The 19054-nt window shown below is 66.3% G+C and carries 19 protein-coding genes and 2 pseudogenes; 11 read left to right on the forward strand and 10 right to left on the reverse strand.

Going from position 1 to position 19054, the window contains the following annotated elements:
- Positions 1–111: 111 nt before the first annotated feature.
- The gene (locus ACZ45C_RS14185) at positions 112–597 is read right to left on the reverse strand and encodes a hypothetical protein (RefSeq protein ID WP_460561358.1); all 486 of its coding nucleotides are present in this window, start codon (positions 595–597) and stop codon (positions 112–114) included.
- 43 nt (positions 598–640) lie between these two features.
- A complete protein-coding gene (locus ACZ45C_RS14190) occupies positions 641–1645 on the reverse strand; it encodes a tyrosine-type recombinase/integrase (RefSeq protein ID WP_460561360.1) in 1005 nt (334 codons plus the stop codon).
- Positions 1646–1895: 250 nt separating this feature from the next.
- Between ACZ45C_RS14190 and ACZ45C_RS14195 the strand changes: the two are divergent.
- Positions 1896–2124, forward strand: a pseudogene (locus tag ACZ45C_RS14195) (DUF7386 family protein).
- Positions 2125–2150: 26 nt separating this feature from the next.
- On the opposite strand, the gene ACZ45C_RS14200 reads toward ACZ45C_RS14195, so the two are convergent.
- On the reverse strand, positions 2151–2609 hold the full coding sequence (locus ACZ45C_RS14200; protein ID WP_460561362.1) for a type IV pilin domain-containing protein: 459 nt from the start codon (positions 2607–2609) through the stop codon (positions 2151–2153).
- A 173-nt stretch (positions 2610–2782) separates the two neighbouring features.
- Here ACZ45C_RS14200 and ACZ45C_RS14205 point away from each other — a divergent pair, with 173 nt between their 5' ends.
- From ACZ45C_RS14205 to ACZ45C_RS14215, 3 genes are all read left to right on the forward strand, one after another.
- Entirely contained in the window at positions 2783–3607 is an 825-nt protein-coding gene (locus ACZ45C_RS14205; RefSeq protein WP_460561364.1) for a hypothetical protein, read from the forward strand.
- 157 nt (positions 3608–3764) lie between these two features.
- The gene (locus ACZ45C_RS14210) at positions 3765–3932 is read left to right on the forward strand and encodes a hypothetical protein (protein WP_460561366.1); all 168 of its coding nucleotides are present in this window, start codon (positions 3765–3767) and stop codon (positions 3930–3932) included.
- A 5-nt stretch (positions 3933–3937) separates the two neighbouring features.
- Positions 3938–4273 (forward strand): amphi-Trp domain-containing protein, encoded by a 336-nt coding sequence (locus ACZ45C_RS14215; RefSeq protein WP_460561368.1) that lies wholly within the window; start codon positions 3938–3940, stop codon positions 4271–4273.
- 103 nt (positions 4274–4376) lie between these two features.
- Here ACZ45C_RS14215 and dpsA read toward each other — a convergent pair whose 3' ends face one another.
- Positions 4377–4922, reverse strand: coding sequence for a DNA starvation/stationary phase protection protein DpsA (gene dpsA, locus ACZ45C_RS14220; RefSeq protein ID WP_460561370.1), 546 nt, complete (start codon positions 4920–4922; stop codon positions 4377–4379).
- Positions 4923–5228: 306 nt separating this feature from the next.
- Between dpsA and ACZ45C_RS14225 the strand changes: the two genes are divergently transcribed.
- The 3 genes from ACZ45C_RS14225 to ACZ45C_RS14235 all read left to right on the forward strand — a co-directional run bounded on the left by ACZ45C_RS14225 (position 5229) and on the right by ACZ45C_RS14235 (position 7540).
- Complete coding sequence (locus tag ACZ45C_RS14225; RefSeq protein ID WP_460561372.1) at positions 5229–5363, forward strand: hypothetical protein; 135 nt, start codon at positions 5229–5231, stop codon at positions 5361–5363.
- Between the two features lie 91 nt (positions 5364–5454).
- Complete coding sequence (locus ACZ45C_RS14230) at positions 5455–6720, forward strand: MFS transporter (RefSeq protein WP_460561374.1); 1266 nt, start codon at positions 5455–5457, stop codon at positions 6718–6720.
- Positions 6721–6832: 112 nt separating this feature from the next.
- Positions 6833–7540 (forward strand): MaoC family dehydratase, encoded by a 708-nt coding sequence (locus tag ACZ45C_RS14235; protein WP_460561376.1) that lies wholly within the window; start codon positions 6833–6835, stop codon positions 7538–7540.
- Positions 7541–7546: 6 nt separating this feature from the next.
- Here the strand turns inward: ACZ45C_RS14235 and ACZ45C_RS14240 are convergent, their stop codons facing one another.
- From ACZ45C_RS14240 to ACZ45C_RS14260, 5 genes and pseudogenes are all read right to left on the reverse strand, one after another.
- A complete protein-coding gene (locus tag ACZ45C_RS14240; protein WP_460561378.1) occupies positions 7547–8848 on the reverse strand; it encodes a ribonuclease catalytic domain-containing protein in 1302 nt (433 codons plus the stop codon).
- A gap of 307 nt (positions 8849–9155) precedes the next feature.
- Positions 9156–9410, reverse strand: a pseudogene (locus ACZ45C_RS14245) (DUF7562 family protein); the annotation flags it as partial.
- Positions 9411–9529: 119 nt separating this feature from the next.
- Entirely contained in the window at positions 9530–10336 is an 807-nt protein-coding gene (gene pheA / locus ACZ45C_RS14250; protein WP_460561382.1) for a prephenate dehydratase, read from the reverse strand.
- Positions 10337–10482: 146 nt separating this feature from the next.
- Complete coding sequence (locus ACZ45C_RS14255) at positions 10483–11298, reverse strand: hypothetical protein (RefSeq protein WP_460561384.1); 816 nt, start codon at positions 11296–11298, stop codon at positions 10483–10485.
- A 141-nt stretch (positions 11299–11439) separates the two neighbouring features.
- Positions 11440–11958, reverse strand: coding sequence for a DUF7523 family protein (locus tag ACZ45C_RS14260; RefSeq protein WP_460561386.1), 519 nt, complete (start codon positions 11956–11958; stop codon positions 11440–11442).
- A gap of 171 nt (positions 11959–12129) precedes the next feature.
- Between ACZ45C_RS14260 and ACZ45C_RS14265 the strand changes: the two genes are divergently transcribed.
- The 4 genes from ACZ45C_RS14265 to ACZ45C_RS14280 all read left to right on the forward strand — a co-directional run bounded on the left by ACZ45C_RS14265 (position 12130) and on the right by ACZ45C_RS14280 (position 18589).
- Positions 12130–12999, forward strand: a complete 870-nt coding sequence (locus ACZ45C_RS14265; RefSeq protein ID WP_460561388.1) for a CbiX/SirB N-terminal domain-containing protein — start codon at positions 12130–12132, stop codon at positions 12997–12999.
- A gap of 35 nt (positions 13000–13034) precedes the next feature.
- Positions 13035–14219 (forward strand): DR2241 family protein, encoded by a 1185-nt coding sequence (locus ACZ45C_RS14270; RefSeq protein WP_460561802.1) that lies wholly within the window; start codon positions 13035–13037, stop codon positions 14217–14219.
- A 209-nt stretch (positions 14220–14428) separates the two neighbouring features.
- The gene (locus tag ACZ45C_RS14275; RefSeq protein WP_460561390.1) at positions 14429–17023 is read left to right on the forward strand and encodes a DNA topoisomerase I; all 2595 of its coding nucleotides are present in this window, start codon (positions 14429–14431) and stop codon (positions 17021–17023) included.
- A 72-nt stretch (positions 17024–17095) separates the two neighbouring features.
- Positions 17096–18589, forward strand: a complete 1494-nt coding sequence (locus tag ACZ45C_RS14280) for a PAS domain-containing protein (RefSeq protein WP_460561392.1) — start codon at positions 17096–17098, stop codon at positions 18587–18589.
- Positions 18590–18621: 32 nt separating this feature from the next.
- Here ACZ45C_RS14280 and ACZ45C_RS14285 read toward each other — a convergent pair whose 3' ends face one another.
- Complete coding sequence (locus ACZ45C_RS14285) at positions 18622–18996, reverse strand: DUF192 domain-containing protein (protein WP_460561394.1); 375 nt, start codon at positions 18994–18996, stop codon at positions 18622–18624.
- Between the last annotated feature and the right edge of the window lie 58 nt (positions 18997–19054).

Consider the following 19054-nt stretch of genomic DNA (forward strand, 5'->3'; position numbering starts at 1 on the left):
CTCTTCGAGCAACACCGTCAGCGGCAGCTACTACATCTTCTGAGTGTAAGAACCGTGCTTTAACGCCGTGAAACCGTGAGTTACCGACCCTACCCCGACGCTGTCTTGCGTTCAACAAGGCATGTCTAAATCAAACTCGGTCGAGGAAAGGAATTCAACATCAACGTCTTTCGCCCCATACGGTACGGTATTCACTCGATTCAATTGGTCATGTATCCTCTTTGGTCTCCCTTTCTTAGTCGGCAGAATCAGCAAGGAGGGGTTTCGGACCTCGCCAAACCCCTCAACTAATCCGCTATGCGAATAGTCTGGCATCGAATTCACTTCGATTATGCCATCGTCTTCTGCATCCCCGATTTGTTGTACAATATGACGCTTCTCTGAAGAAATCAAATCGTCTGCAAGAGTAGTCGCTGTTGCCGGCGCAAAAATGTCATCAGGCATCTCTGCAACTATCTGTCCGGCTTGGTAGTAGTCTAATGAGGGTATTTTGGAACCAGCATTACGGGAAATCCAGTCAACAAAGCCTCCGTTCTCATCATATTCCGATTTTATTCCATCTGCAAGTTTCTCGTAGTTGTCGGGGACACTAGCCATACTCTGCTTAAGAAACGTTATGGAAATAAAACTAAGGCTATTATTAGATGTCCACGAGATAGTCCTCCCGACGTTCCATCTGCTCGTTCTTCGTTGCCTTGTCGTAGTGCTTGTCCATTACCTCACGAGACATGTCCACACGGTCGGCGGTCACGTCCTTCGGTTGACCCGCGTTCAGCGCCTCGGTGACGTAGCCGCGCCGGAGCGCGTGCGGACTCACCGACGCCGGACACTTGCTCGCGGTGTTGTAGGAGGTCGCCTCGCACTCCTGTAGGTCGCGTCCCATCGGGCACTCTCCGGTGTAGTGGCACGGGCGAGTCGCGGTGTAGATGTTCCGCTGAATCGTCGTCGGCTCGCACCGCTTCCCGTGGCTGGACATCAGCAGGGGCGTCCGTCCGTGTTCGTCTTCCCCCTCCGGGTGGTTGAAGCGGAGGTAGTCACGGAGGACCGCGGCGACCTCGTCGCTGATGCGAACGTCGCGCTCGCCTTTGCCCTTGTTCTTGAGCGGAGTCTCCGTCTCGGGGCGGTGACGTACACGGAGGTAGGGTCTGCTCCCATCCTCGAAGTCGTCCGTGTCGAGCGCGTACAGGGAACTCCGACGCATCCCGGTCTTCCAGAGGAGCAGGACGATGACGTGCCGGAGGGTCGCGTACTCGTGCTTGTCGAGGTACTCGATGATTTGGGTCGCTTCCTCCTTCGTCAGGACGGCGTCGGCGACCTCCTCGGCGTCATCGGGTTTGGGGATGCGGACCATCATCCGAAGGTCCTTCGGAACGGCGTTGATGTGTTCGCAGAAGCGGACGAAGTCCTTCACACAGGTCATGTCGGTCTTGAGCGTGATTGTCTTGACCTGCTCCTGCCGCCACTCTTTGAACTGCTGGATGTCGTCGCTGGTGAGGTTGTTGAGGTTCGTGACGCCCGCGTCTTCGAGCCAGCCGACGAACTTCCGCAGGGTAGTCTCGTAGTTCGAGAGCGTGGAGTCGGTCACGTCGTTGGCCTTGTCGTTCAGGTAGCGGTTCATCGCGTCGCGCGGCGGTGTGGCGTTCATGGGTTGTCGTACCTCGCGTACTGAACGCCGTCGCGCGTGTTCGTACTCGGGGGTTGGCAACCCGCGAGGTTCCTTCGTGCGCACGCGGCGAAGCAAGCCGAGGCGGCCTAAGAGACGCCGAGGGTTGCTCTGAGCCGCGTAGAGGCCCGGGGTTCAAATCCCCGCGAGTCCACTTCTTCGCTCACTTCGTTCGCTCAGTCGTTCCCTCGCTTGGTCCCGTTCGTTCCACTCACGGGACCCCCGCGAGTCCATGTTTTTGCGCCGCGAGCAACGTCACGAGCCGCGGCCTGAAAGAGCGAGCGAGATCGTAGTGAGCGGTCCTGACGACGATCCATCGATGAGTGTGGTCGTCGATGCTATGTTCGCGCGCCTGATTCAGTCTGAAAAATATTCTTGACGCTCGCGAGGAGTTAGATCCTGCGACGATTCAGCAGTTCAACACCGGTGTGCTTGGGTTGCGGTATCGGACACAGGTATAAAACCGGTGGAGATAGAGTTCAGTTATCTACGCTGGGACAGTGACCGTCGTGGAGTAGACCGAATTACCAGACGGTGTGTGAACGATCCGAATCGTGACCCGTTCGTCAGCAGTTAAAGTAGATCCACCATCTGGCTCGGCAGTCCACGAGGCAATATCGCCAGTTTGCCAGACATCTTCACCTAAGGCAGTAGCTACTGTTTCGTTTGTTTCGGTACCCCCAACGGTCACACGTAGATCAGCGGGATCGATATCATCCCCACCAGTCTTTTCGATATCGAAGTCAAGACCGCTAGAAGCATCACCGCCCTCTAACGATGTAGAGAAACTCGCTTGCGGCGCAGTATCACCTAACTGATCGCCCAGTCCGAGCACGAAGGTCCCGATGACGGCCGCGAGGATGACAGTTATCGCGACCATTAGTATAACCCCTATAACGGGGCTCACGGCACGGTCGTCCGATGTGTTTTGGTTGAATAGTTTCATGGTTTGCACCCAGCATCGGCCGAAGACGCGAGTACGACCTGCGTGCGGTCCCGTCCGTCGGGTTGCTGGCTACCTGAACAGAGGCGGATTCAGTATATGTACGTGTTGGCCCAAATCTCAGCGCTGAAAACTGTCTCGCTACGTTCAAGTCGGATCTGCGCCGATTCGTGAGTATGTCCCCCACGGCGCAGGCCCTCGCTCGAACCTACAGTGACCGCGAGTATCCCGATCCGTGGCAGAAAGTCCTCGACTATCGTCGCGTTCGGGAATACGCCACAGACCACCCCGAACACGGACGAACCCGCGTCGGAAACGCCCTCGACCTACCGCCGAGTCGCGTGCGAACGTGGCTCAACGACGGAATGCCCGACTCGGTCCGCGGAATCCAGACCGCGGCCGATCACGGGTGGCTCGATCCCGACGACGAGACCGCCGCCGCGTTCGTCGAGTTACTCGCACACGTCCTCGCCGGCGGAACGATAAGCGACGCGTTCGTTCCAGCGATCACCGTCGACGACTCGACCGCGATCGACGAGGTTCGCTCGGTCTTCGAGGCGCTCACCGTGGGTATCGTCACCCGCAACGCAGACATCGACAACCGCGCTACAGAGATGATTCCGGCCACCGACGCCTCGGTACTTGGTCGGTGCCTCGTGGCGATCGAAGCTCCGATCGGAGAGAAGGCCGGGCTCGATTCGTTCCCACGGATCGTGTGGGACGTACCGCGACCGGTCCGCGAGTCCTTCGCTCGTATCTACGTCGGCCATCGTGCGCTCACGTACGAGACGAAGGACACGCAACTCATTCAGGAGAATCGGTCGCGAGCGTATCTCGACGACCTCCGCGCCGTGTTGGCCGACGTGACCGGCGAACCCGTGAGCGTCAGCGACGACCGCGTGACGATCTCCGCGGCCGCCGCCCGCCGACTCGCCGATTCGACGTGTCCAGGCGTCACCGTCGGGTTCACCCGCGAGGGAGGCCCAGACCGCGGTCGGTGACTCGCGAGACGCCGGATCGGAAGTCGAACGGATCGTGATCGACCCGCGAGACGTCGTTCGGAGAGAGGTCGTCGCGAAGGTGTCGACCTCCGTCTCCGGCGAACGATCCGGACGCGAATCGCACCCTTTTTACTTTAGGCTTGCCTAAACGCTGGCAATGGCCGCTGGTACCCAGTCTCATTCCGGACAGGAGTCGGATCCCGAGTCACACCGCGGGCCCGAGATATCGCTCTGTGAGAGCGGTCCCGGGACATCGGTGTTCCTCGAATCGGGGAACACGGACGGGTGGATCGCGAGCGACGTGACCACCGACGTGACCCGGTAGCTTCGATGGTCGATTCGGACTCCGCCGCTGACGCCGACACGACTGACGACACCGACAACAACGCCGAGACAGACGAGGGCACGGTCATCAGGAGCGGCCGGGACTTCGAACAGGAGTACCGCTTGGACGCGGCCGAAGCCGGGTCGTTCCTGATCGACGTGGGCGAGCAGCTCCGTGACGCCGACGATCTGACGATCACGACCGACGAGTGGAAACTACCGTTTTCGTTCGGAGAGCCCGTTGAGCTGTCGATCGACTTCGAGGGCGTCGGTGAGCCCGAACTCGAGATCGAATTGGAGTTACCGGGTCGGACCGACGAGAGCGCGCCGAACGTGGAGTGAGCCGTCGACCGCAGCGAGAGTACAGGCGGCCGACAGAACGGCGAGACGCCGACGAGGGCGGCGTGGCATCGTCGGAGACGCCCTGCCACTGCGAGACGTCCCCTCAGTTCGTCGCCGAATCGAGAACGAGCGTGTCGTCTTCGAGGTAGTGTTCGATGTGGTGGGCGTGTTCCTCGATGGTCTCGAGCTGTTCGCGCAGCATCTGCTCGGTCGCGTAGTCGCCGAGACCGGCGGCGAGTTCGATGTGTTCGCGGTAGCTCTCGATGATGTCACCCATCATGTCGAGGTCGTTCGACAGCGACGTGCGGATGTCGTAGACGTCCTCGTCTTCGGCCTCGACGGTCGCGTTCTCGACGAGCGTCGGCATGCTCGCGTGCGGGACGCCGCCGAGTGCCTGAAGCCGTTCCGCGACTTCGTCGGCCGCGTCCTCGACGTCCTCGTAGACCTCCTGTAAGAACACGTGTACCTCGAGGAACTCCGCGCCCTCGACGTTCCAGTGGTGTTTGTGTAGCTGGTGATAGAGGACGTACGCGTCCGCGAGATCCGTGTTCAGCGCCTCGATGATCTGTGCGGCCTTCTCCTCGTCGAGACGGACCGGGTTCTCTCCGACGGTGCCGGCTTCCTGTCGGACGGACTTCTGTGTGCTCATTACGGCTCCTAATTGGTCTCGTATCCTCTTAAAACTTTTCAATAAATAAACAATTTTTCGTACGACCTAAAACCCTTCTCGATCTCGAAAGTCGAAATGTTGTGACTGACGGTATCGACGGGGTAATACCCGATCAGCTGCCGGAGCCGCACAACCGAGCGGAGGACGATTCGGTGGTTGACGCTGCACGTCGAACGAGGATCTCTCCGTTCGTCTATACGTCGCCGCTGATCGCAGCGGCGACGCGGTGCCTCAGAGGCTGCGCGAGACAGACCCATTATATACTCTCAGTGAATTGGTGCGGCTATGAGCGTCTCAGAGATACTCGAGGGACAGAACCTCACGCATCGTCAGATGGGTGCGATCATGATCGGGTGGCTGGTGCTCGTGACCGTGATCTCCGTCGGACTGCTGGTGTACACGTACCTCAACTACGCGTAGTCGGATCGCCTCGCGGCAGTCGCAGGTGCCTCGCGGCAACCGCGGCGGGTACCGCGGTACCTATCAGCACCGACCGTGAACGTCGATATCGATGGATTCAGCCGAGCGTCGGATCGTCGCGTTCACGGCCGGCGCACACGGGCTCGTGCACACCTACGAGCTCTCGATACCGATCCTGATCACGGTGTGGATCGCTGAGTTCTCGACCACCGCGGCGGCGCTGGGCGGGATCGTCACGGTCGGCTACGGGCTGTTCGGCGTCGGCGCGCTCCCGGGCGGGATCCTCGTCGATCGGTTCGGATCGAAGCCGCTCATCCTCGCGTGTCTCGGCGGCATGGCCGGGTCCTTTATCCTCGTGAGCCTCGCGCCGACCCTCCCCGTCCTCACGCTCGCGATCGCGCTGTGGGGAGTCACCGCGAGCGTCTACCACCCGGCCGGGCTCGCGCTGATCTCGCGGTCGGTCGACCGGCGCGGCACCGCGCTGGGGTACCACGGCATCGGCGGCAACCTCGGGATCGCGCTCGGCCCGCTGGCGACCGCGCTCCTGCTCTTGGCCTTCGACTGGGAGGTCGTCGCCGCGCTGCTCACGGTTCCCGCGCTCCTCGTCGCGGGCTACGGGGCGACCGTCGACGTCGGCGAGGAGTCGGCGGCCGAGGAGTCGGCGGCGGACGACCGCGACGACGGTGATGCGGGCGCCGACACGACGGCGATGACGCTCGACAGCATCGCGGGCGACACGCGGGCGCTCATGGCCGGCGGGTTCGTGCTCGTGTTGGGGTTCGCGGTGTCGAGCGGGCTCTACTACCGGACGTTCCTCACCTTCCTGCCGGACCTGCTCGGGGACGTGCTCTCCGGGCTCGTTGAGGTGCAACTGATCGACCCCACGAGCCCCTACGCCGAGGAGTTCGACCTCGCGCGGTACCTGTACGTCGCCGTCCTCACCGTCGGGGTATTCGGCCAGTACCTCGGCGGCCGCATCGCCGACCGGATCCGGCCGGAACGCGCGCTGATCGGTCTCATGGCCACGCTGGCCGTGCTCGCGCTGCTTTTCGTTCCCGCGAGCGGCTCCACGTCGACGTTCCTCGCCGTGTCGCTGTTGCTCGGGGTCGCGCTGTTCACCGTCCAGCCGCTCTCGCAGGCGACGGTCGCCGCGTACTCGCCGCCCGACTCCCGCGGGCTCTCCTTCGGCTTCACCTACCTCGCCATCTTCGGAGTCGGGTCACTCGGCGCGGCGCTCGCCGGCACGGTCCTGACCAGAGCGGGAGCGAACGAGTTGTTCGTCGTGCTGGCCGGGATCGCGACCGTCGGCGCGCTCTGTGCGACCGCGGTCGTGCGGCTCGCGACGCGACGGGACTGACTCCGAGCCGACGGGACTGTCCTCAGGAAAACACCGACGACACTGCTATCACGGGCGAACCGCCGACCGCGCGAACGCAACCCTCTTTTGACGCTTCGCCGTCGCAGGGCGTATGGTTCGAGCGAACGATACGCATGATCGTCGAGAGCCGGAGCAAGGGTCGAAGTCGGCGGACGCGGCCGTCGGCGACGCCGGACCCGAACGCGCCGCGTCCGAACGTGGTGCGTCCGACCGAGCCCCGCCGGAACGAACCGCGACGACCGCGACCGACGGCGGCACGGACCGCCGGCTCGTCGCCGGCTGGCAGGGCCGGTACTACGAGGACTTCGCGGTCGGCGACGTCTACAAGCACCCCTACGGGCGGACGGTGACCGAGACGGACAACGTCTGGTTCACGAACCTGTCGATGAACCTCAATCCGATGCACTTCAACGAGGCGTACGCCGCCGAGACGGAGTTCGGCGAGCGCCTCGTCGACGGCACCTTCGTCATCGCGCTGGCGGTCGGCATGAGCGTCATCGACGTGAGCGCGAACGCGACGGCGAACCTCGGCTACGACGACATCCGCCACCACGAGCCCGTCTTCCACGGGGACACCATCTTCGCGGAGTCGGAGGTACTGGACAAACGGGAGTCGTCCTCGCGGGACCACGTCGGCATCGTCACCACCGGACTGCGCGCGTACAACCAGGACGGAAACCTCGTGCTCTCGCTGGAACGCACGGTGATGGTGTTGAAGCGGTCGCACGCCGAGCCGAGCGCGGCGCAGCCGACGGGGTGGCCCGAGGGAATCGGCACGCAGCCGGAGGACCTAGACTGAACGGAGTCAGGCGGTGTGTTTCGCCTCGTCGGGGTCCTCGACGACCTCGACGCCGCGGTTGTTCACCGCGTGTGGGTCGAGCCCCTGCTCTTGGAGGAACTGCTTGTAGAGCCGCTCTGCGGTCTCGCCGTCTTTCTGTTTGTCGCTGGCGTGGTCACAGAGCTCGATGAGGTTCTCGGGCACGTCGTTCTCGTGGACGATCCAGTGGTTGATCGTGTCCGAGAGTCGGCGGATGGGCGAGGTGAAGTGGCCGTAGATGTCGAAGTTGAGTGCGTGGTGGCCGCCGAACGGGTCGTTCATGTACTTCGCGCGGGGCATCACCTTCAGTACCGCCCGCTGGATCTTGTTGAGCTGACGGCCGGGTGAGGTCTCCAACGCGGCGTTTACGGCCTTCCTCGGGTCGTCACCCCACGCGTCGCCGGGGATGGAGACGCCGTCGAGCTCCTGGATCTCTTTTAACGCCTCGTTCCACTGGTCGGGGGTCGGCTGCGGGTGGACGCGGTACATCGCCTCTACGCCGCGGTCCCACATCAGCGTGTGCGTCACCGCCTTGTTCGCCTTCAGCATCGACTCCTCGATGATGGTGTGTGCGCGGTCGCGACTCGGGTTCAACACGAGCGATCCGTCCGCCTTGCGCTGTTCGTGCATCTGATCCGCCAGTTCGAACGCGAGCGCGTTCTCCTCGCCGAGGGGGAGAGAGGGGTCGTCGAGCCGCTCCTCGCACTCGTTGTAGGTGAGCCGTTCGTCGGAGTTGATCACCGATTTGTAGATGTCGATGTCCTCGAACGAGAGCGTCTCCTCGTCGATCTCCATCTCCACCGTGTGCGCGAGCCGGTCCTCGTTGGGAACGAGCGAGCAGACGGTCTCCGCGAGCACGGGCGGGAGCATGTGGATCGTGTAATCGGGGAGGTACACCGTGTTGGCCCGCTCGACCGCCTCCTCCCACATCGCGGTGTCGGGAGTGACGTAGTGGGTGACGTCCGCGATGTGGACCCACAGCCGGTAGGCGTCCTCCTCTCGCTCGATCGAGATGGCGTCGTCGAAGTCCTGCGCGTCGACCGGGTCGGTGGTCCACGTCGTCAGGTCGCGGAGATCCTCCCGCTCGTCGATCTCGGCTTCGATCTCCTCGTACACGTCTTCGGTCCGGGCCTCGGCCTCGCGGAGCACCTCGTTGGGGAACGCGTCGCGGATCTCGAACTCCTCGAACAGCTCCTCGCGCTTCTCGGCGAGGCGATCCGCCAGCGCCGGCGTGATCGTCACGGGACCTTGGTCCTCTGCGGACCCGGGTTTCGGCTCGTCAGCGGTCATACGGCGACCAACGCGCGTGCGTTAGAAAGGCCTGTCGGGGGACCACGGGAGTCGGGGGGACCGCCGGACGAGTGCCGGTGGAGCCACCGCGCCGAAGTCGTCGTCAGCGGTCTCGGTCCGATCGCTCGGTCGCGTCGTCTGACGGGTCGGCGTCGTCGAGCGCGTCCGCCCCGTTGGACGTGTCGGCGTCGTCGAGCGCGTCCGCCCCGTTGGACGTGTCGGCGTCGTCGAGCGCGTCCGCCCCGTTGGACGTGTCGGCGTCGTCGAGCGCGTCCGCCCCGTTGGACGTGTCGGCGTCGGTCATCGAACCGTCCGCGCGCGTCGCACGCGATTCGACGGCGTCGGCGTACCGGCCGAGGAACTCCTCCCGCGAGAGGCCGTCGGACTCGATCGAACAGATCAACGATTCGAGGCCGTCGCGCGGCTGGTGACATATCTCGTCGTCACAGTCGGTACAGAGGTACTCGAACTCCTTGTCTCGCCGGCTCCAGCGGTCACCCTCCTTGTCATACTCGCGTGCATCCTCGCGCAGCACCGAGTCCCCACACGCGATGCAGATCACCGTCCGCCGGTCCCGGCTCCTCCGGGCTCGCCACATACCGACACCCTCGGCCCCGCCGTACTTAGCGTTTGGTACGCGGCTGACGCTCGTCCGACGACGCGGTGAGAAGAGACGTGAGACTACTCGAGAACGTGTTCGGTGTCGTAGGACCCGAGGACGCGAACCCACCCGTTCTCGGCGATCGCCTCGATGTCGTCGACGGCCAGCCGCATGTGTTCCTCGTAGAGTCCGGCGTCCACGTCGAAGTGGAACAGGTAGTCGCCGAGGCGCTCGCCGCTCGGCCGCGACTCGATCCGCGAGAGGTTGAGGTTGCGGTCGGCGAACGCCTCCAAGAGTTCCAGCAGGAGCCCGGGGTAGTTCGCGTTGGGATAGACGATCAGGGTGGTCTTGCCGCCGGCGTCGGAGCGGGCGGACGCGGGCGCGACGACGAGGAACCGCGTGGCGTTCGAGGTGCGGTCCTGGATGTCCTCGGCGAGAATGGTGAGGTCGTCGCCGGCGTTGTCCGGGTGGCCGATCCCGGCGACTCGGGCGTCCTCGCGGGCGCGCTCGACCCCGCGGGCGGTCGAGGCGACGGCTTCGAGGCTCACGTCGGGGTACTCCGCTTCGAGCCAGTTGCGACACTGCGCGAGCGCCTGCGAGTGGCTGGCGACGACCTCGAACTCGGAACCCTGCGCGAGGAGGGCGTGACGGATCGGCGTGACGACCTCGCGGATGACCGCGACGTCGTGGTCGGCGAGGGCGTCGAGGCTCTCGGTGACGGATCCCTCGATGCTGTTCTCGATGGGGACGACCCCCCGCTCGAACTCGCCGGACGCGACCGCGTCGACGATGGCGGTGACGGACTCGCGGAACGACACCTCGGTGGCGACGGCCCGCGCCGCGCGGTGTGAGTACGTGCCGGCGGGACCGAGCGTGACGGCGTTCATCGACCGCACCAACACGACCGCCGCTGAAAAGCGTGCGGGATGTGGAGGGCCGGCGCGTACGAGGTGGAAGAGCCGGCGCGTACGAGGTGGAAGAGCCGGCGAGCGCGTGTGTGACGACGGACGGACGCGTCGGCGAGATCGCCGCGTCAGGCGACGAACTCCGCGCCGTCGAGAAACTCTCGTTTCATGCGTTCGATCTCCGGTCCCTCCGGAACCAGCCCTGGCACCGTGGCGTCGTCGGCGAAGCGGTTCGGGTCCGGCTCCAGTGGACCGAGGTACTCCGAGAACACCGACCCCCGCCGACCGGTGATGTAGATGAATCCGCCGTATTTCCGCTCGTCGAAGGGCGTCGCGTCCGGGTCCGGAACGGTGTCGCGAACGTGATGGATCCGGTCTCGGATGTACTCGGCCGCCTGCCGCTGGGAGTATTGACACTCCGCGAAGTACCGCTCGTGGTGGTCGGTCGTGAGGTCCGTGTCCGCGTGCCGGGGTGATTCGTAGTGGACGGCGTCGCCGCCGATCTCGCCGACGGCGAAGCCGAGATTCACGGTGAAACAGTCCGGATATCGGAGGACTGCCAAGAGGAATATCTCGTCGTCGAGCGTCAACCGCTCTTGCAGCCGATAGTAACACTCCAAGTAGTACACCGCGAGCGCGCCGATCCAGTCGTCGCGTTCGCCACGCAGGTACGCGTCCGCGACCTCGCGGTAATCCTCACCGGTGAGCTGTCGGAGGCGATGATCGAAGCCGCGGTGCATCTCGTCGAGTTCGGCGCCGTACGCCTCGGTGAGCGGGAGGTCGGGGTCGGCGAGCAGTTCGCTCCGGCGAACGCTGGCGTCCGCAAATCTCGAGACGTGGTCGCGAAGCGTCCGTTCGGCGTCGATATTTTGGAGCGGAATTCTGACGGCCTGTTCATAGAGGCTGGTTGCGCCGTCTTCCCACCGGCGCCGGCGTGTATCCATCAACACCCGTTATATCCTATACATTAATACATTGATTAGTTGTGTGTCGTGTCATGATATGACTTGGTCGCAACCGATCGAATCGCGGGCAGTCGGCGGTCGCGGACCGGTCGGAAGTGCGCTGGCCCGAGGCCCGGCGATTCACGCGTCCGTCGGGACGGCCCCCAGCGCGGATTCCACGACTCGCACCGCCGACGGACCGTCTCGGCGCTCCACGGCGACGACGAGGGCCTCGCCGACGACGGCGGCCGCCGACACCGCGACGCCCACAGCGGCGAGTCGGCGGAGGACGGCCGCGAGCGCCGCGGCGTCGACCTCGCCGGTCGCGAGGATCGCGGTTTCGGAGCCGCCGTCCACGAGAGCCGCGTCGCCGACGCGGAGGAGAACGTCAGTCGGTGGGTCGTCGGCGTCCCGGTCGCGGGCGACGCTCACGCCGCTCCGCATCGAGACGCTGGCCTCGCACTCGTCGGTCTCGTACGCGGGGAGGTCCTCTCGGAAGCGACGGAGCGCGGTCGCGACGGCGTCGGCGTCGCCGTCGAGGTCGGCGTCGGCGACGAGCCACGCGGCGGCGGCGCTGTGGTTCACCACTCCGGCGCAGAGCGCGTCGCGGAGGAACGGACGCGCCCGGACCGCCTCGCGCGCGTCTGCTGCGAGTGACATGGTGGTCGCTCCGCGCCGACGGACATGGCCGTTTCGGTCGGGAAGAGGGTGTCGACACGGAGCGGAGGGAGACGCCGACGCAGACGCGCGAGGAGACACGGTTCGACCGCCGGATTCCCGCGCGCTCGCACGCTCCGAAGTCCCTAAGAGCGGCGCGCCCCCAGAACGGGTATGCAGTCGCTCGTCATCGTCGCACACGGCTCGCACCTGAACCCGGAGTCGAGCGCGCCGACGTACGATCACGCGGACACGATCCGCGCGACCGGCGCGTTCGACGAGGTGAAGACCGGGTTCTGGAAGGAGGAGCCGCACTTCCGGGAGGTGCTTCGCACCGTCGAGGGCGACGAGGTGTACGTCGTCCCGCTTTTTGTCTCGGAGGGGTACTTCACCGAACAGGTGATCCCCCGCGAACTCCGGCTCGACGGGTGGGACGTCTCGGCGTGGGAGTCCGACGGCCTCTCGGCCGATCAGGCCACGCTCGTCGCAGAGGACATCGACCGCGAGGTCCACTACTGCGGCCCGGTGGGGACCCACCGCGCGATGACCGACGTGATCGTCCGGCGCGCTGAGTCGGTCACCGGCGACCCCGACGTGGGCGGGGAGTTCGGGCTGGCGGTCGTCGGCCACGGCACCGAGCGCAACGAGAACTCGGCGAAGGCGATCGAGTACCACGCGGACCGGATCCGCGAGCGCGACCGCTTCGACGAGGTCCACGCCCTCTACATGGACGAGGAGCCCGAGGTCGACGATCTCCCCAACTTCTTCGAGAGCGACGACGTCGTCTTGGTCCCGCTTTTCATCGCCGACGGCTACCACACACAAGAGGACATACCGGAGGACGTCGGGCTCTGTGAGGACCACGCGGAGGGGTACGACGTGCCGACCGCAGTCGACGGCACCCGGATCTGGTACGCGGGCGCGGTCGGCACGGAGCCGCTGATGGCCGACGTTATCTTAGAGCGCGCCGCCGACGCCGGGGCAGACCTCGGCACCGCGCTCGAGGACGTGCGCGAAACGACTCGCGTCGCCGCGGGGGACTGACCGTGACGGACCCGACGACCGACGCGGTCCCCGAGATGGCGGACGACGACAGCCAACCGGCCGCCGACGAGCCCGCAGTCCCCGATATCGACCTCCCGAGCGACGCGTTCGACGCCGTGCTCGACGCCCTCGACGAGCGCGGCGGCGCGGACGGAACGCCCGACCCGATCCGGTTCGAGGGGTTCGCGGTCTCGGTCGCCGACGGAGACGGTGGTTTCGTCCTCGATCCCGCCGGCGAGGATGCCCGAACGGGACTGAGCGAGCGGGAGCTTCACGCGGCGCTCGACGAGCGCGCCCCCGCGGTCACGGACTGGTACGCCTTCGAGCGCGTCGTCGGGGAGTTCGGACCCCGGCGCGCGTTCCTGCGGTGGATCGAGGACGCCGACGGCGCGACCGTCGCGGCGCGGTACGCCGCGCTCGCGGAGGGGATCGAACGTGCGTGGGGACAGCTCGCGATCGCCGTCACGGTCACCGACCGCGGCGAACGCCGGTACGACGTGCGCCACGAGGAGGACGTGGGCGTCCCGGTCGACGAACTCGAAGTACACGCGGACCCGCTCGACGCCCGCGATATCGTCACGTTCGACCCGAAGGGGCGCTATCGCCCCCTCAAAACCGCGCCGTCGCTCGACGACGGGTGGGTCTTCCACGACCTCGGCCCGCGGGACGCCTACGAGGTCGTCGAGACGATCTACCCCGCGACGGTCGCCAACTGGCACCGCGAGCGCGAGGGCGAACTCGACGTGAGCCACTGGCGCGAGACGATGGCCCGGCAGTCCGGCATCTACGGCGTGATCAAGACGTGGGACCGCGGCGAGGGACACGAGCACGTGAACTGGGTTGCGGAGGCCTGCTGTGACGACTCGCAGTGCCTCAAGCGACGCGAGTGGGAGTACGACGCCGACACCGAACTCGACGTCGACGGCGGCGACGGCGTCTTCCCCTGCCGCGAGCCCTGTTCGGTCGTCGTGAGCGCCGCCCGCAAGTGGACGCGACTAGAGAGCGAGCAGCCCCGCACGTACGAGTTCGAACTGACCCCGAGCGAGAAAACGCAGGTCGAAGAGATCGTCGACGCGGTCGCCGACGGCCGGATCGACGAGATCCGCGAGGCGGACACGAAGGAGGGAGCGAACCGGTACCGCGCCCGATTCTTGCGGGCGAATCTGTTCGACGACGAGGGGAACCTCGGCGGCGTACCGACCGACTCGGACGAGGAGTAGCAGTTCCGCCACGGGGAACGCCCCAGTCGTGGGCGTCGCCGATCTGCCGTTGACACTCAAGTCGAAGCCCGTTCCGTCTGGTGTGGTCGAGTGCCCGCGTCGAATAGCCGATCGATCGAAACGGAGACAGCACACGCGTACACCCGCGCATGCGTGCGATCTCGCCGATCGCGAAAGCTTTAGACGCGGGACCGACCTATCTCGGCGCAATGAGTCGGGGCCCCGAACTGATCATCACGGAGAAGGACAACGCGGCGCGCCGCATCGCCGACATCCTGAGCGGCGAGTCCGCGACGGCGGAGCGACAGAACGACGTGAACGTGTACAAGTGGGGCGGCAAGCGCTGTATCGGCCTCTCGGGGCACGTCGTCGGCGTCGACTTCCCGCCGGAGTACAACGACTGGCGCGACGTGGAGCCGGTGGAACTCATCGACGCCCCGACGACGAAACAGCCGACCCAAGAGGGGATCGTCGCGGCCCTGCGCACGCTCGCGCGCAACGCCTCCCGCGTCGTGATCGCGACCGACTACGACCGCGAGGGCGAACTCATCGGTAAGGAGGCGTACGAGCTTGTGCGCGAGGTGAACGAGGACGCCCCGATCGACCGCGTCCGGTTCTCCTCGATCACCGAGCGCGAGGTTCAAGAGGCGTTCGCGAACCCCGACGACCTGGACTTCGACCTGGCCGCCGCCGGCGAGGCCCGGCAGGTGATCGACCTCACGTGGGGAGCGGCGCTCACCCGGTTTCTCTCCCTGTCCGCCCGCCAGCTCGGCGACGACTTCATCTCCGTCGGCCGGGTGCAGGGACCGACGCTCAAGCTGATCGTCGACCGTGAGCGCGAGATCCAGGCGTTCGACCCCGAGGCGTACTGGGAGCTGTACGGGAACCTGACCAAGTCCGGCGGCGACCCCTTCGAGGCGCGCTACTTCTACCTGAACGACGAGGGCAACGAGGCCGAGCGCGTCTGGGACGGCGACGTCGCGGAGGTGCTCACCGAGGCGCTCGACGCGGCCGAGGCGGCCGTCGTCGACGACGTGACCCGTCGGACGCAGACGGACGAGCCGCCGACGCCGTTCAACACCACCGCGTTCATCCGCGCGGCGGGGTCGCTCGGCTACTCCGCGCAACGCGCGATGTCGCTCGCGGAGGACCTGTACACGGACGGCTACCTCACGTACCCGCGGACCGACAACACGGTGTACCCCGAGGACCTCGACCCGCGAGAGCTGATCGACGACCTCTCCGCCGCCTCGACGTTCGGCGAGGACGCGGCGAGCCTGCTGGAGCAGGAAACGATCGAGCCCACCGAAGGCGACGAGGAGACGACGGACCACCCGCCGATCCATCCGACCGGCGAGATCCCCTCCGCGTCGGATCTGTCGGAGGACGAGTGGGAGGTGTACGAACTCGTCGTGCGTCGCTTCCTCGCGACCTGCGCCGAGCCCGCGACGTGGGAGCGGCTCCGCGTCGTCGCGCTCGCGAACGGCGAGGCGACGCCGATCGCCAAGCGCGCGGACGGGCTCGCCGCGCTCCGGAACCCCGACGAGGCCGACGGCCCGGCCGATCTGGTCGCCGACGGCGGCCTCCGGCTGAAGGCGAACGGGAAGCGCCTGCTCGAGGCCGGCTATCATGAGGTGTACCCGTACCGCTCCAGCGACGAGCGGATCGTCCCCGACGTCGAGGTCGGCGAGACGCTCGCGCTCGACGAGCGGCGCACCGAGGCCAAAGAGACCCAGCCCCCCCGTCGGTACGGCCAGTCGCGGCTCATCGAGGAGATGGAAAAGCGCGGCGTCGGCACGAAGGCGACCCGGCACCGAACTCTCGAGAAGCTCTACGACCGCAATTACATCGAGAGCGACCCGCCGCGGCCGACCCGGCTCGCGGAGGCGGTCGTCGAGGCCGCAGAGGAGTTCGCCGAACACGTCGTGAGTGAGGAGATGACCGCCCAACTGGAACAGGACATGCAGGCGATCGCGGCGGGCGAGAAGGGGTACGACGAGGTGACCGCAGAGTCGCGCGAGCTGCTCGAACGGGTGTTCGACGACCTCACCGAGTCGCGCGAAGCGGTCGGCGACCACCTCCAAAAGTCGCTGAAGGCCGACAAGACGCTCGGCCCCTGTCCCGAATGCGGCGAGGATCTCCTCGTCCGGAAGTCTCGACAGGGCTCCTACTTCATCGGCTGTGACGGCTATCCCGACTGCGAGTACACTCTGCCGCTCCCCTCGACGGGGAAGCCGCTCATCCTGGACGACACCTGCGAGAAGCACGACCTCCGACACGTGAAGATGCTCGCCGGCCGGAAGACGTTCGTCCACGGCTGTCCCCAGTGTAAGGCCGACGAGGCGGACGAACAGGAGGACGAGGTGATCGGCGCCTGTCCGGACTGCGGAGACGAGCACGGGGGGGAGCTCGCGATCAAGCGGCTCCGCTCCGGCTCCCGACTCGTCGGCTGCACGCGCTACCCCGACTGCGACTACTCGCTGCCGCTTCCCCGCCGCGGCGGGATCGAGGTCACGGACGAGACCTGCGAGGAACACGAACTCCCGCACCTCCGCGTCCACTCCGGCGACGAGCCGTGGGAACTCGGCTGTCCGATCTGCAACTACCGGGAGTTCACGGCGCGACAGGACGGCTCCGAGCTACAGGCCGTCGAGGGGATAGGCGAGAAGACGGCCGCGAAGCTGCAGGAGGCGGGCGTCGACGGTGTCTCGGACCTCAAGTCGGCCGATCCGGACGACCTCGCGGCCGACGTCGACGGCGTCGGTCCCGACACGGTCCGCGACTGGCAGGCCAAAGCCGATTGAGACGACGGCGCAGCCGCCCGCCGCTTGCCACCCGTAAAGCCATAAGTCACGAACGCCTCGACGAGAGCAGAGATGAACGGCGGCGGGGGCGACGGCTCGGAACGCGAAGAGCGCCCGACCGGGGACAGCGACGCCTCGCCCGTCCTCCGATCGGTGCTGTCCGCGATACCGACGCCGGCGCTCGCGTGCGACCCGGAGACGCACGCGATCCGCGCGGCGAACGCCCCCGCTGTCGACCTCTTTGGCCGAGATCCGTCGGTGCTGCGATCGCGTCGCCTCTCAGACTTCGTCGACGGCGGAACCGCGGTCGGCGGCGACGCGATCGGGCCGGCGATCGACCGCGCCCGGATCGCCGACGGTGACGCCGGCGTTGTCGCGGTGGAGACGGGACGAGTCGACGGAGACGAGCGTAGACACCGGCTCGAACTCACGCCGCGGACGGCGACAATCGACGGAAGTGAGTGGCTGTTCGTCGGGCTTACCGACGTCACAGAGCGCGTCCGGGCCGAATCTCGCCTGGAGTCACAGCTGCGCGTCACGGAGGCGATCGCGTCGACGCTTCCGGGGGCGCTGTTCGAGTGCACCGCGAACGGCACGCTCGCGCGGTGGAACGATCGGTTCGCGGCCGACACCGCCTACGAGGGACGCGAGCTGTCAGGGACGGACCTCACCTCGCTTTTCGTCGAGCCCGGTCCCGATCGGGAGAACGGCGCGGGCGAGGCGAGCGTCTCCGAGATGCTCCGACGGGTGTACCGCGACGGCGACGTCGTCGCCAGCGAGGTGACGCTCCTCACCCGTCCCGGTGAGCGCGTCCCGTACCGGCTCACGCTCGGGCCGATAACCGACGGCGACGCGGTCGTCGGCGCGGTGGGGGTAGGCGAGGACCGAACGGCCACGTCGCTCCGCGAGGAGCGGCTCGCCGTGTTGACGCGGGTGTTGCGGCACAACTTCCGAAACGACCTCAACGTGGTGACCGGCTTCACGGAGCGGACCATCGAGGCGATCGACGACCCGCAGCGCGCTGCGGAACTCGAACGGGTCGTCGACACCGCCGAGCGACTGCTTCGGGTCGGCGAGATGTCGCGGCGGGTCGAGCGGCTGCTCGCCGACCGTCCGACCACGCAACCGCTCGACCTTCGAGCGGCCGTCGACGAGGCGATCGCGTCGCTGCCGGCAGAGCTACGCGAAAGCGCCGATATCGACGTCGACGTGCCCGTCGGAATCACCGTCTCCGCGATCGGTTACCTGGCCGAGGCGATCGCGGAGCTCGTCGACAACGGGATCCGGCACAACGACGCGGACCGACCACGGGTCGAGATTTCGGCCGCGGAACTGCCGAGCGAGTCGTGGGCGTCCGTGGTCGTCGTCGACGACGGTCCCGGTGTCCCGCCCGCCGAGCGCGCGGTCCTCACCGGAGAGGAGACGCCGCTGGAACACGCGAGCGGTCTCGGCCTCTGGTACGTCAGTTGGATCGTCGGCTCCAGCGGCGGAAGTCTCGATATCACCGAGAGCGGAACCGGCGGAAGCCGGATCGAGATCGAACTCAGGACGGCCGAGAACGCGTGACCGGCGACGGCAGTCGGAGACCGTCGAGCCGATCACTCCACGAGCCGGACCTCGTCGCCGACCGCGACCGCGTCGGCCGCGCCGGCCGGGAGTTCGACGACCATGTCCGCGCGGCCGCGACCGATCCCGACGAACGGGGCGAGTCGCTTCCGGGCCGTCACCCCGCCGTCGACGAGCCACAGCGCGTCGATCGCGAAGGGGACGAACAGCATGTGGAGCCACTGAGTGTCCGCGTTCCCGAACGGAAACACGAGCGCGTAGCCGTCGGGGACGGAGCGCCGGAACATCAGGCCGCGGGCCTGTTCGAGGGTCGACCGCGCCACGTCGACGTCGCTGGCGAGGACGGTTTCGGTCGTCGCCCGCTCGGCGGACGAGCCGCGACGGTGGACGAGTCGCACGCTCGCCACGTCAGCGCGGTCGGATAAATAGCCTCGCGATCGATCGGGCGGGATCCGCCGTCGCGGG

It is taken from the genome of Halorubrum pallidum (assembly GCF_055380345.1).

Coding starts and splice junctions, on each gene's coding strand:
- ACZ45C_RS14185 (WP_460561358.1), bottom strand. CDS start 597: ATGGCTAGTGTCCCCGACAACTACGAGAAACTTGCAGATGGAATAAAA.
- ACZ45C_RS14190 (WP_460561360.1), bottom strand. CDS start 1,645: ATGAACGCCACACCGCCGCGCGACGCGATGAACCGCTACCTGAACGAC.
- ACZ45C_RS14200 (WP_460561362.1), bottom strand. CDS start 2,609: ATGAAACTATTCAACCAAAACACATCGGACGACCGTGCCGTGAGCCCC.
- ACZ45C_RS14205 (WP_460561364.1), top strand. CDS start 2,783: ATGTCCCCCACGGCGCAGGCCCTCGCTCGAACCTACAGTGACCGCGAG.
- ACZ45C_RS14210 (WP_460561366.1), top strand. CDS start 3,765: ATGGCCGCTGGTACCCAGTCTCATTCCGGACAGGAGTCGGATCCCGAG.
- ACZ45C_RS14215 (WP_460561368.1), top strand. CDS start 3,938: ATGGTCGATTCGGACTCCGCCGCTGACGCCGACACGACTGACGACACC.
- dpsA (WP_460561370.1), bottom strand. CDS start 4,922: ATGAGCACACAGAAGTCCGTCCGACAGGAAGCCGGCACCGTCGGAGAG.
- ACZ45C_RS14225 (WP_460561372.1), top strand. CDS start 5,229: ATGAGCGTCTCAGAGATACTCGAGGGACAGAACCTCACGCATCGTCAG.
- ACZ45C_RS14230 (WP_460561374.1), top strand. CDS start 5,455: ATGGATTCAGCCGAGCGTCGGATCGTCGCGTTCACGGCCGGCGCACAC.
- ACZ45C_RS14235 (WP_460561376.1), top strand. CDS start 6,833: ATGGTTCGAGCGAACGATACGCATGATCGTCGAGAGCCGGAGCAAGGG.
- ACZ45C_RS14240 (WP_460561378.1), bottom strand. CDS start 8,848: ATGACCGCTGACGAGCCGAAACCCGGGTCCGCAGAGGACCAAGGTCCC.
- pheA (WP_460561382.1), bottom strand. CDS start 10,336: ATGAACGCCGTCACGCTCGGTCCCGCCGGCACGTACTCACACCGCGCG.
- ACZ45C_RS14255 (WP_460561384.1), bottom strand. CDS start 11,298: ATGGATACACGCCGGCGCCGGTGGGAAGACGGCGCAACCAGCCTCTAT.
- ACZ45C_RS14260 (WP_460561386.1), bottom strand. CDS start 11,958: ATGTCACTCGCAGCAGACGCGCGCGAGGCGGTCCGGGCGCGTCCGTTC.
- ACZ45C_RS14265 (WP_460561388.1), top strand. CDS start 12,130: ATGCAGTCGCTCGTCATCGTCGCACACGGCTCGCACCTGAACCCGGAG.
- ACZ45C_RS14270 (WP_460561802.1), top strand. CDS start 13,035: ATGGCGGACGACGACAGCCAACCGGCCGCCGACGAGCCCGCAGTCCCC.
- ACZ45C_RS14275 (WP_460561390.1), top strand. CDS start 14,429: ATGAGTCGGGGCCCCGAACTGATCATCACGGAGAAGGACAACGCGGCG.
- ACZ45C_RS14280 (WP_460561392.1), top strand. CDS start 17,096: ATGAACGGCGGCGGGGGCGACGGCTCGGAACGCGAAGAGCGCCCGACC.